Below are 12,785 nucleotides of genomic sequence, written 5' to 3' on the forward strand. Positions count from 1 at the left end.
GCAAAACCAGCCTGCACGATTACCGACTTGGCAATGCCAGACACTCGTGAATCAGTGCTGAAAGCAGAAAATGTTTGCGGTTGACAGCTTTTCGTCTACAAGCGTTGCCTTATAAATCCTTTGCATACCTCAAAGGATTAAAGGTATCTAAAATAACTGGAAAGTCTGACAGAAGCTAATTTGATCCAGCACTCGCTGCGAACTGAATGTCTGACAACCTTATGACAGTTTTCGGCCTATTAGCAGCTTCTGTTTAGAGCATTATAGCGCTTGTTGTGCAACAAACAACCCTATTAATGGAATTTTCTATATTTGTTAAGCCCAGTTAGAGCGTGAGCATGAGGAGAGAGGAAGCTGGATTGAAATGTGTGCCTAAATTATTGCGTACAGCACTGTACGCAATAATTTAGGCACACATTTAAGCTCTTGAACAATTTGCGAAAGCTGCGCCAACTTGTACCGCAATGTGAGGAAATGCTCACATTGCGGAATCAATAAAATTTTGGTGTCTATTCGAGAATTAAGCGATTGCGATGGATATGCAGAAGCTGTAGCTCAATGCTAGCGGCATTTTGCAGCATATTAACCAGGGTTTCTGGTCGCAGCATCGTGCCGTCATTGCGGCAGCTACCGATGTAGCGAATCTTGACCGCATTGCGCTGAGATGCATCGCTAGCAGATTCCGAACTGGGAGACTCTAGCTGCAGATCAAATAACAGTTCCCGCAGGTTGAGAATTTTGGTTTTACCGGACTTAGTCTTCTTCTCATGTGGGATGTCCTCTGCCGCCAGAATCGATGTGATCCAGTCTGGCCAGGGTAGCGTTTCAGCGGACACAGGTTCAGCATCTTCGGTCAGCACTGGCGCAACGGTCAGCACATACTCAGCGCGGTGGAGCTGTTTGGTGGCAGAGGGTTCGCTCAAGTCAATTGACTCGACTCGATAGATGGGGATTTCATGTGGTAGTTGAGCGGCTAACTGCGATCGCACTTCTTCTGGATCACGGCATTCTGTCAGTTCGAAATCAGCGATTTCGCCCGTACTGGTTGCGCCAAGCGGTAACGCATTCGCAGGTGAAATACGGGGGCCAGGATGGAATCCGCCAGTAAACGTGATTGGAATCCCGGCTCGGCGGACGGCGCGGTCGAAGAGGCGCATCAGGTCTAAGTGCCCAATGTAGGTCATGTCCCCATGCTTGCCAAAGTAGACCCGTAGGCGTTGCGATCGCGTCTGGTTGGGGACAAAATGACCCTCAAATTTAGGAATCGGTAACGGTGGCACGACAATGTTGTGCCCAAAATCCGGGCCACAGATACCGCAGTGGGAGCAGCCTTCAAAGGAGCAGTCGGGGACAGTTGCCGCTTCTAGTGCCCGTAGCAGATCATCTTTGAGCCATTGTTTGCTAATGCCCGTATCCAGGTGATCCCAAGGCAGAGGTGCATCAATCTGGGCAAGTTGGTTAGAACTTTCTGACACTGGATCAGCAGATGCCGATTCAGGGTTGAACTCGGTATTGGACTTGGTACCGATGGGCATCAAGTTCCATTCACCCGCTTCGACTTGGCGATATTTCCAGGTTAGCCCCGCCGCATCGATAGCCTGAGCCCAAGCATCAAAGGCGCGATCGAGGCTTTCCCACCAGGAATCCATGCCTGCACCGAGTTCCCAAGCGTGGCGAACAACGGCAGACAATCTGCGATCGCCCCGTCCGACAAAATCTTCCATTGCAGAAATGCGGACATCGGTGAAATTGGCCTTGACGCCCCGCAGTTGGCGAAATTCTTCACGCAGTAGCGCTTGTTTCCGCAAAAACTCACTGGTGGAAACCGTATGCCACTGAAACGGCGTGTGGGGTTTCGGTGTGAAGTTGGAAATTGTGATGTTGAAGTCTAAGCGGCGGCGCTTGGGTAGCTGACACTCCTGCCGCAGCCAGCGCACGGTTTCAGCAATGCCAATCACATCGACATCCGTTTCACCGGGCAGGCCAATCATGAAGTAGAGTTTAACTTTGCTCCAGCCCTGCTCGTAAGCCGTTTTTACGCCGCGTAGCAGTTCTTCGTTGGTCAGACCTTTATTAATGATGTCGCGCATCCGCTGGGTGCCCGCTTCTGGCGCGAAAGTCAGCCCCGTTTGCCGTGTACCGCCGACGACATTAGCGATATCTTCATCGAAGCGATCCACCCGCTGGCTAGGTAGGGAAACCGAAATATTTTGGTGCTTCAGACGGTTTTTGATTTCCATGCCGACAGCAGGCAGTGCGAGATAGTCCGAGCAACTGAGGGAGAGCAGCGAAAACTCGTTATATCCGGTTGCCCGCATACCCTGCTCAATGGTGTCCACAACCTGATCCGGATCAACATCACGGGCGGGTCGCGTCAGCATTCCCGGCTGGCAGAACCGACAGCCACGGGTGCAGCCCCGGCGAATTTCTACCGTCAACCGATCGTGTACGGTTTGCACATAGGGCACTAATCCAATCGAGTAGGCAGGCATTGGATCGGAGACCCGCCGCAGAACACGCGCAGGCACGTCGGGCCGATTGGGATGAACCGAGCCATCTTCGGCCATGTCGTAGAACTGAGGAACGTAAACGCCGGGGACTTGCGCTAAATCGAGTAACAGTTCCTCACGACTGAGACCTGCCGCTTTACCCTGTTCTAGAACGAGACCAATTTCCGGCAGCAGTTCTTCGCCGTCACCTAACGCAATGAAGTCAAAAAAGTCGGCGTAAGGTTCTGGATTTGACGTTGCGGTCTGCCCCCCCGCAAAAATCAGCGGATAGCTGCCCGATTCCACATGCCAGCGATCGCAACTTTGTCGCTCTTTCCATGTCAGTGGAATACCAGCCAAATCCAGCATTTCTAAAATATTGGTCGCCCCTAGCTCATAGCTGAGACTAAAGCCCAGAATGTCAAACTCTTTGAGATCGCGGCGCGATTCAACGGCGAACAGCGGCGTGTTGGTTTGCCGCAGTTTGGTAGCTAGATCCGGCGCGGGCAGATAAGCGCGATCGCACAATTGGCGCGGCTGAGCATTGAGGATGCTGTAGAGAATGATGTGACCGAGGTTGGATGCACCAACTTCATAAATTTCGGGATAGGTCAGCACCCAACGCACGGCGGCACTATCCCACGGACGATGCACGGCTCCCAACTCGTTACCCAAGTAACGAGCGGGCTGCATAATCTCAGATGTCAACAGGTTCTCAACAGCAACTGTCACCAAATACTCTCCTTCACTTAACGCTCAATCAACAGACCAATCCCTATCTTAACGATTGGTTGCAGGTCTAGAAATGAGCGGTCTGGGTTTCCCGAATCGAATGATTGGCTTGGATTTGCTGGATAGAGTGATACGGAACAGAGAACGATGGCTGTCGTTAAGTTTACAGGTTCTACGTAAAAACTCGGATGGAGTCCGATGTCGTTATTACTGCCTGAATTCACCTATGAATCAGGAATTTGAATTCCGGATGCTGTGTAGGCATTGGGGCAAATCCTTAATAAAGAGCGGTAATATATGTAACTTGTCTAAAGCCAAGGCACTTTGTCGGGACATTCACGGTTTCGTTAGCCAGATTAGAAAGGTATATGATGCCAACTGGAGGTTAACTGTGGCTGTTTCAAAAGGTTTAGCAGTTGGATTGGTGGCCTTGGCCACCGTGCTATCCGCACCCTCTGCCCTTGCCGCTGGATTTTCACCAATTGAACAAGAAGGTGAAATTGATGTCGGTTTGGGGTGTATAGATAGCCAGCAATGCTTTTCGTCCAGTTCGCTCCCATTCATCGAAAGCATTATTTCGCTGACGGATGCTTCTACCGGATCTCGGAGTCGCCTGTTTATTGATACGTTATCGACAAAGAATCAGTATGGATCGTCTGTGAAGCTACAAAAGAAGGATGCTGGCACCAATCATCAGGGTTTTTGGTTCCGACCCTCTGAATACAACGAGGCAACGGGTCAGTCTGAAGAGAAAGGTCAGTTGGAAGTGGGTACGTTCACCTTCCTGTTTGAGGATCTGTTGTCAAACTTGACCATTGACTTTTTTGATACCGAATTCCTGAATTCGACAGGTGTTCTGGCGATTAACGGAGTCAACCTATCCACTCCCGATTGGATTGCGAAAGGGCCGAATGGCAACATTGGAAGTCTGACTTACCAAAACGTTCAGTCAATTACCCTGAAATTGGGTAATGATACCGTCAAAGGGACAGGCGATGGAGTCAACTTCCGGTTTTCAAATATTGAAGTGGCGGATGTTCCAGAACCCGCTACGCTGATTGGTTTGATGGGAGTTGGTGCATTGGGAACTTTGGTGACCAAGCGCCGTACCAATGCGGCTTAAATTGCGATAAGGCAGTACAGCCCCAATTAAAGCCAACGCAAAACGAAAAAATCGGTGGACTTAACCCACCGATTTTTTCGTTTTCTTAACAATTCAGCGATTTAATCGGGATGGACAATCAACGTTAGTGTAATTGACAGGTGTAATTGGTTGCGATCGCAGTTAGTCGGAACACGGATGCCGTTTTCTGCGTCGCTTGCCAAGATGTGCGGTAAAGATTTGTGAAGATAGATCTAGACCCCATCGCCTGCTGACTCAGCAAATAAGGAGGCTTATGCACGTTGTTCAACTTCTCCAACGCGCCATCTGGCCTTTCATTCAGCTATTAATGCCGTTTGGCTGTCCTGGCCAACTTAGCCAACTCAGTGGTGGACTATTCAAATGGTGGAAACGCCGACTTGCGATCGCAAGTGGATTTCTACTGGGCGTTTATCTAATTTTGGGAGCCGTTTTTCCGGCACAAAGTCAAGCTTTCATCCATTATGGGCCGTCTCAACCCGTTATCGTCGCTCAAGCTGAGGGTATGCTTCCCGTTCCCAATGCGGATGAGTCGGACGATGAGGCTGATGCAACCTCAGCAGAATCGGCTGATGCGGAGGAAGTACCGGATACAATCAACAGCCCAATCGCAGATATCAGAGAAGAAATTGGCAACTTTTTGCCGCCGACGCCTCAGGTTAGTCAGGGTGTCATTCGCTTTGATGGTCATACAGACATTATTGTGGGCGTTTCCGCTGCCTCTGAAGGGCAAAACAGACTGGCGCTTCAGCAGCGAATTCGGGAAATTCGGCAGCGTCTGTATCAAATTGCCCGCACGAATTTTGATCCAGATCAGCTAGACGTTATCGTGGCAGGCGACTCGCAAACAGGCCGGAATCCAATTGTTTATGTGAACAGCCCGGTCTTTGACGGGCCACAGTATCTAATGACGGTGACCAGTGCCGATGCCAAAGTGCTGGGTGTGGATGATCCTTGGCAGCGGGCTGATGATATTCGAGCTGAAGTTGAGCGAGGGCTGATTCGCTTCAAACAAGAGCGGCAACCGGACATGGTGCTGCGCCAAAGTGCAATGGCCGGTGGATTGCTGTTGCTGCTGGCTTTTGGGAGTTGGGGCATTGTCCGGCTGCAGCGTCGAGTGATGCGAGAACGAGCGCGGCTGAAATCGGAGAGTAAGACCCAGTCATCTCCGACTGGCCCACCCGATGTTGAAGTCGATGGCAATGGTGATGTTGCGATCGCAACTCCGAACCCATCAATAACTGGCAGCAGTAGCACCACAACTCCAGGTGAACCCCATCGGCTTACCACGGCCCTGCGGCAGCAGATGGCAACTCAGCAGCGGCGCACCGTGTTGGATATTCTGCGCCCCATTCTGCAGGTGATTCAGGTTGTACTTTGGGGGGCTGGACTCTATTTCGTTTTGGGCTTAATTCCCTATACGCGCTGGATTCAGCCGATTTTGGTTACGATTATGCCACTGCCGCTCCAGTTGCTGGCGCTGTTTTGGGGAACCAATGTGCTGATTCGTCTGAGTGCGGCCTTAGTGGATCGGTCACTTTTGGCGCTGCAAGACCGGATGGTGCTGTCCCCTGAAGCGAGTCAGCGGATGGCGCTGCGGTTTTCGACCTTTTCCCAGGTAATGCGCAGCGTAATTGCATTTTTCCTATGGGCGATCGCAACATTGATTGGCTTGTCGATTGTCGGCATCCAGGTTGCGCCCCTGATTGCGGGTGCTGGACTTTTAGGTTTGGGAATTTCCTTTGCCTCTCAGAACTTAATTAAAGATGTGATCAACGGCTTCTTTATTCTGGTGGAAGACCAGTATGGGGTTGGCGATGTCGTGGTGATTGGCGATGTGGCTGGATTTGTCGAAAATATGAATCTGCGGATTACACAGCTACGGAATGAAGAGGGACGGCTGATTACCATTCCTAACAATACGATCACGGTGGTGCAAAACCTGTCGAAGGAATGGTCGCGAGTTGACTTGATGATTGACGTGGCCCATTCTGCTGACATCGACCAAGCACTGCTGCTGATTAAAGAAACGGCTTATGAGATGACTGAAGATCGGCAGTGGCGATCGCTGATTCTCGAACCACCATCATTACTTGGCGTTGATCGGTTGGACTATCGCGGTGCAACGGTGCGGATTTGGATTAAAACCCAACCGCTGAAGCAGTGGGAAGTCGCCCGTGAATATCGCCGCCGCTTGAAAATTGCCTTTGACCAAGCCGGAATTGAAATCGCTGCACCACAGCAGTGGATTACATTCCAAAATATGCTGAATACTCACTCGCCTCGCTCAGATGATCAATCCCACACCAACGGCCATCATCAGTTGCCATCTGATGCCCAATCCGGTAGTCAAGTTCCAGACTAGTGTTCAGTCAATTAATAATTGACGGGTAAAGTCTATGTAATTTAACCCTGGCATCGGCTGTTGTAAACCGCCAATCAATCCAGGTTTCTTCGTGATTACGATTGTCCTGCCAGGCATCAACCTCGGATTTGAGCGTCTCCAAATCAGGAATACGACGATCTAAACATTGACGACTGAGAATACTCAATTCGATTTCTGCCATATTCAACCAACTTCCATGCTTGGGCGTATGACAAAAGTCCAACCGACTCAAGATTCGCTGTGCTTCTTGTGGCTCAAACGCTTTGTAGAGCGATGCGGGCGAATGGGTATTGAGATTATCTTGAATCACAATCAGTTTCTCTGCCTGAACATAATCTGAATCAACCAACGTTTTGAGCAAGTGAGCATAATCGAGTGCCGTGCGGTGCTGCGTCACTTCCACCCGCCGCCATCCCACCATTGGCTCACAAATCATAAACAGATTCGCTGTACCATTGCGTTCATATTCATAATTGAAGCGTTTGGGGTGTCCCCGTTCAGCAGGAATGGGAACCAGGGTTTCTTTGACTAATTGTTTGGTTGCCTCATCAATGCAAATCACAGGAATCTTGGGATTGTAAGCTGTTTGATACACCTCCAACACGCATTCCATGCGCCAGACAAACTCGGCTGATTGTTCAGGCGGAATTACCCAGCACTCTTGTCGCCAGGGTTGCAGTTCGTTTTTTTCAGCACTTGTCGCACACTCTCATGGCTCAGTTGCTCAACATAGTTCAACTCGACCATCTGATCTGCTAGCAACCGCAATGTCCATCGCCCCTTTCCCTTCGGAACCTCGCTACAGCGCAATGCAATCAAATGCGCCTCAACCTCGCCATTTAATTTCCGTTTTCGACCGCCACCGGGACGGCACTTCAGCGCCGCTTCCAGTCCTTCCTCGACAAATTGCTGACGCACCCGCTCAATCGTTCTGATACTCATGCCAAAGGCATCTTTAATCTCCTGGTCACGCCAACTCCCACTTGGTTGATTGCAATCTGCTTTCAGGAGAATCCGGGCATGATTGATCGTATAAGCCGCTCGTTTGCCCGTTTTAACCATTTGTTCGAGTTCTTGTCGTTCTGCTTCGCTTAAGCTTACGATGTACTTTTTGACCATGTCAGCACCTTGATTGCACTGACTTCATCTTACTCTTTTACCCGTCATCCTTTTATTGACTGACCACTAGTCGTCTGTCAAAGTAGAGATGAGGGTTGAATAACGCTAAATCGCTAAATACTGATGCCGAGGATGCTTGAATTTGCCCGATCCGTCAATCAATGCGCTCAATCATTCCGGTAGACGTTAGAGTAGACAGTAGAGAAATACGCAAATCCTCAAAAAGTGGAACCGTGGAACAAGAAGTTATCACCCTGCTATCCAGTCGTGAAATTGAAAAGATGCGGCAGGCCGGACGCTTGGCGGCTGAATTGCTCGATTATCTGGAACCTATGGTTAAACCTGGGGTCAGCACTCTTGAGCTAAATGATGCGGCTGAAGCCTGGACACATGAACATGGTGCGATTAGCGCTCCGCTTGGCTACCACGGTTTCCCGAAGTCAATTTGCACTAGCATTAACGAAGTGGTCTGCCACGGTATTCCCAGCGCCAAGGAAATCCTGCAAGATGGCGACATCATTAATATTGACGTGACGCCGATTGTCGATGGCTACCACGGGGATACGTCAAAGACCTTTTTCGTGGGCGAGCCGTCACCCGTGGCGAAAAAGCTAGTGCAGGTAACAGAGGAATGTTTGCGACGTGCAATTTCGGTGGTCAAACCGGGCGCTCGCGTCGGTGACATTGGTGCTGCCATTCAGCAGTATGCCGAAGCACAGGGATTTTCGGTCGTGCGTGATTTTGTCGGTCATGGGGTGAATCGCACGTTCCACACTGCACCACAGATTCCCCACTATGGTAAGAAAGGCACGGGGCGTAAGCTTCGCAAGGGCATGGTATTTACCATTGAGCCGATGATTAACGAAGGCACCTACGAAGTTGAAGTCTTAGATGATGGCTGGACGGCTAAGACAAAAGACCGTAAGCTGTCGGCTCAGTTTGAACATACGATCGCAGTGACGAATGATGGGGTTGAAATCTTGACTTTGGCACCTGCAAGCGTTGCCGCCTAATTCAGCACCAATCGTTGCGCGCTAGTACTTACAAGTACTCAATAAGACTTGAGTAGAGGGATTTACACCTGCGATGCGGGCTTAAATCCCTCTTTTGGATTTGTATTCAATCCTAATTAGCCCACACTGGGCACTACTTCTGGGCTGACCAGGGGAAGTTGCAATCCCTGGACTTCGGCAGCATCGCAAACGGCGGCATCGCGAATTTGTTCGCGCAGATCGGGCATGACAGCTAACGCTCTTGTCCAGTCGGGAATCTGAGCACCGTAGGGATTGGAGAAATAGCGTTCTCCGGCGTCAACAATCACCTTTTCAAACAGTTCAATCGTCACCTCTTCTTGGTGACGGTCGTAGCGCAGGTGGTTGAAGGATGCGTCTACAAAGTATTGCCGGGTAAAGTCTTGCGCCTCGCGGCGATACTTGACCCGCAGGGTATGAATGTGATCCATTGACACCACCACCTGCTCGGTTTCCGTCAGGGTGCGTAGAATTGACTGGAAAATGTCGCGGCACATTTTCTGCAAGCCATCATCGGTGCTCTGGCCGAGGGACTGGTGCTTATGCTCAAAGAAGCCTAAATCGACTTGAGCAATCCGCTTCTGCGCCACGCCGCGATAGACTTCCGCCAAGAGGCCAATTTCGAGGCCCCAGTTGCCGGGAATACGGATATTCAGCGCCAAATCGCTGGTCATGGCAAACTCGCCCGACAGCGGATAGCGGAACGCGCTCAGATAGCGTAGGTAGTTCCGATAGCCAAAGCTATCAATTAGAGCATCGAGGAGCGGAATCACAAACAGCCGCACCACCCGACCATGCATACTGCGGGGTTGATCGTCACTAATGCGGGCGTAGTATGCCTTGTTGAAGGCAATACCAAATTCCTGCTCCAGCAGCGGAAACAGCAATTTTAAGGGATAAGAACGGTCATAGGTGACGATGTCCGCATCATGAAGTGCGATCGCATCGGCCTGCAACGACGCTACGCCTAAACCCAGCCAAACGGCGCGACCTTTGCCTTTAAATTTGAGCAGATCCAAACCGCGATCGCGCAGATTTTCCAAAATGTGAGTGATACGCGGCCCATTTTCCCAAATAACTACTACGGTCTGCGGCATCGAGTCGAAGAACTGAACCGCATGGGTATACTGCTCAACCGTTTCGGCATAGAGACAAATAACGACCGTATGCACAAACTGACACTGGCTTAGCTGATCCCGGATTTTTTGCAGAGCTGGACGCTCTAATTCCTCATATAGAGCCGGAATCAGTACAGCCGTTGGTGATCGCTCACTCAGCTTGGTGACTTGAGCCTCAAGCAAGTCCAAATCACAACCTAAATCATGAATCGTTGTAATTAATTCCTGTTTATAATCCATCCACTCGCTCCGGTGCAGAACTGATAATGAATCCGCGTGTGAGAACGTGATTTTCGGCAAACTGCGATCGCTAGCCTTGCGTCAAAAGCCATATTGGGATTTTATTGCTCGATCTCGCATGTCGTTGCCGAAAATCAACCATAAACCTACTTTTTAAGAAAATATAAAACCTTTGAAATTGAAAGCTCAAATGATACAGAAGCATAAAACTGCATCAGATTTAGCGCCATCCTCTTAGAAAAACTGATAGAACAGCCAACAATAAGGGGTTGCTAGGATCGAGTAAATGGCTACAAGCCTTATGCTGCAAACTGAGCAGCTTATTTTCTGCATTTGCTCACCCTGTATTCACCATTTGTTTACCACTAGGACTTACGCACTTCAATCTACTAAAGATGCTGGTTCTAGACGATTTTTGGAGCGCGAAGCGCTCCAAAAATCGTCCAACTGCGTAAGCTCTAACCACACTGTTTAACGCTCCCAATTTGAGGTCTTATGACAAAGTCTATCCAGCCACAAACTGAAACCGTCGAACGCTATAACGCTTTTGCAATGAAGGTTCGCCCCTTTCTTGAACGGCTTTATGATGCCGCGATTGTCGATGATGTCACCCATCGCCTGTATGTCCTATTTCAAGAACATGTTTCTGTTGCTGTTGAAGAAGACTTAAATAAATGGAGCAACAACAACATTTTGCTGATTACTTACGGTGACAGCATTATCCACCCTGGTGAACAACCGCTAAAGACACTGGGTACCTTTCTCAAGGAACATCTAGATGATGTTATTACAGGCGTTCATATCCTGCCGTTCTTCCCGTACAGTTCGGACGATGGATTTGCGGTGATTGACTATCTTCAGGTCAACCCAGAATTAGGCGATTGGTCAGACATCAAACAGATTTCGGAAGATTTCAACCTGATGTTTGATCTGGTCATTAACCATGTTTCGAGTCAACACGCCTGGTTTCAGCAGTTTAAACGGGGTGAAAAACCAGGCTGTGATTATTTCATCACCATTGATCCAACTGATCCAACGATTGATGTGTCGCAGGTGGTTCGCCCCCGCAGTTCACAACTGTTGGCTAAAGTCGATACGGTTAACGGTGAGAGGCATGTCTGGGCGACATTTAGCCCCGATCAGGTTGATGTCAATTTTGCTAATCCTGATGTCTTGGTTGAATTTTTCAAAATCATCCTGTTCTACGTCCAGGCGGGCGCACGCTACATTCGCCTGGACGCAGTGGGCTTTTTGTGGAAAAAACTGGGCACGCCCTGCATTCATCTAGTGGAAACCCACATGGCCATTCGGCTGATGCGGGAGCTGCTGCAAATGATCGATCCGGGCATCGCCATCATTACCGAAACCAACGTGCCGAATCGGGAAAATCTCAGCTACTTCGGCAACCGCAACGAAGCCCACATGATCTACAACTTCAGCCTGCCGCCGCTGGTGCTGAATGCGCTGATGCAGGGGCGCTCTGACCACCTGAAAACCTGGATGATGAGTATGCCGCCTGCTCCAGTAGGCTGTGCCTATTTCAACTTCACGGCTTCTCATGATGGCATTGGGCTACGACCGACGGAAGGACTGCTGGATGAGAAGGAATATGTTGAACTGCTAGCCACGATGAGAAAATTTGGTGGTCGGATCAGCATGCGGAGCAAACCGGACGGCAGCGAAAGCCCTTATGAAATCAATATTTCACTGTTCGATGCCATGAAGGGCACAGTGAAGGGAGAAGACGAATGGCAAATTCAGCGCTTCCTCTGCTCTCAAACCATCATGATGTCGGTCGAGGGCATTCCGGCATTTTACATTCATAGTTTGCTGGCGACGCCAAATTTCACAGAGGGCATTGAACAAACGGGAATTAACCGCACAATTAACCGCTACAAATGGAACTACGAAAACCTAGAGCAAAAGCTGAGTGACCCAACCACACCACAGGCGATCGTGCTGAAGGAACTGAGCCGATTAATCAAAATTCGGCGTCAGCAAGGAGCCTTCCATCCCAATGCGACGCAGTATACGCTGCATCCGGGTAATCCAGCGCTTTTTGCCTTTTGGCGGCAGAGCATGTCTCGCGATCAGAGCATTTTCTCGGTGCATAACCTGTCGGATCAGGTGCAAGAACTGCGGCTGTCTGACCTGAATTTGGTTTGTATTGACCCCTGGTGCGATTTGATTAGCGGCGAGTGTTTTGATGATATTTATGCTGTGATTCACCTACAGCCCTATCAGTCGATGTGGATTACCAACAAGTTTGAACTATCCAGTGATTTGACCTAATTCAGAACTTGGACTGGTGGGCGATGCCCCATTCTACAGATGACTACCAGTAAAAAGAGGAGGATTTGTCGCTGTCATGCAGCGACAAATCCTCCTCTTTTTGATTTATCAGTCAAAAAATCTGATTCTGCTAATTGGACTTCGTAGACAGTATCAATAGTTGACATATATCCCACGACCGGATGATCGTTTGGGGGACAGGTTATACTACGTCACAGCATGATCACTTAGCAGGAG

The 12,785-nt window shown here is 49.7% G+C and carries 8 protein-coding genes; 4 read left to right on the forward strand and 4 right to left on the reverse strand.

The features are described 5' to 3' along the window. Window positions 1-509: 509 nt before the first annotated feature. A complete protein-coding gene (locus AC286M_RS10960) occupies window positions 510-3,221 on the reverse strand; it encodes a TIGR03960 family B12-binding radical SAM protein (RefSeq protein ID WP_488204420.1) in 2,712 nt (903 codons plus the stop codon). A gap of 391 nt (window positions 3,222-3,612) precedes the next feature. Between AC286M_RS10960 and AC286M_RS10965 the strand changes: the two genes are divergently transcribed. Further along, on the forward strand, window positions 3,613-4,344 hold the full coding sequence (locus AC286M_RS10965) for an LEVG family PEP-CTERM protein (protein WP_488204421.1): 732 nt from the start codon (window positions 3,613-3,615) through the stop codon (window positions 4,342-4,344). A 124-nt stretch (window positions 4,345-4,468) separates the two neighbouring features. Here AC286M_RS10965 and AC286M_RS10970 read toward each other — a convergent pair whose 3' ends face one another. After that, complete coding sequence (locus AC286M_RS10970; protein WP_488204422.1) at window positions 4,469-4,624, reverse strand: hypothetical protein; 156 nt, start codon at window positions 4,622-4,624, stop codon at window positions 4,469-4,471. Between AC286M_RS10970 and AC286M_RS10975 the strand changes: the two genes are divergently transcribed. After that, window positions 4,619-6,727, forward strand: coding sequence for a mechanosensitive ion channel family protein (locus AC286M_RS10975; protein ID WP_488204423.1), 2,109 nt, complete (start codon window positions 4,619-4,621; stop codon window positions 6,725-6,727). The two genes, AC286M_RS10970 and AC286M_RS10975, sit on opposite strands and share 6 nt — an antisense overlap. Before the next feature lie 7 nt (window positions 6,728-6,734). On the opposite strand, the gene AC286M_RS10980 is transcribed toward AC286M_RS10975, so the two are convergent. Beyond that, window positions 6,735-7,867 (reverse strand): IS630 family transposase gene (locus tag AC286M_RS10980; protein ID WP_488204380.1). Its coding sequence is split into 2 segments (ribosomal slippage): window positions 6,735-7,441 and window positions 7,441-7,867, totalling 1,134 coding nucleotides; the frame shifts between segments, so codons are not numbered across the junction. Window positions 7,868-8,100: 233 nt separating this feature from the next. Here AC286M_RS10980 and map point away from each other — a divergent pair. Next, complete coding sequence (gene map / locus AC286M_RS10985; protein WP_488204424.1) at window positions 8,101-8,880, forward strand: type I methionyl aminopeptidase; 780 nt, start codon at window positions 8,101-8,103, stop codon at window positions 8,878-8,880. Between the two features lie 116 nt (window positions 8,881-8,996). On the opposite strand, the gene AC286M_RS10990 is transcribed toward map, so the two are convergent. Beyond that, entirely contained in the window at window positions 8,997-10,256 is a 1,260-nt protein-coding gene (locus tag AC286M_RS10990) for a glycosyltransferase family protein (RefSeq protein WP_488204425.1), read from the reverse strand. Window positions 10,257-10,751: 495 nt separating this feature from the next. On the opposite strand from AC286M_RS10990, the gene AC286M_RS10995 reads away from it, so the two are divergent. After that, on the forward strand, window positions 10,752-12,548 hold the full coding sequence (locus AC286M_RS10995; protein ID WP_488204426.1) for an alpha-amylase family glycosyl hydrolase: 1,797 nt from the start codon (window positions 10,752-10,754) through the stop codon (window positions 12,546-12,548). The last annotated feature ends 237 nt before the right edge of the window (window positions 12,549-12,785 follow it).

Source organism: Thainema salinarum CENA647, assembly GCF_057732415.1.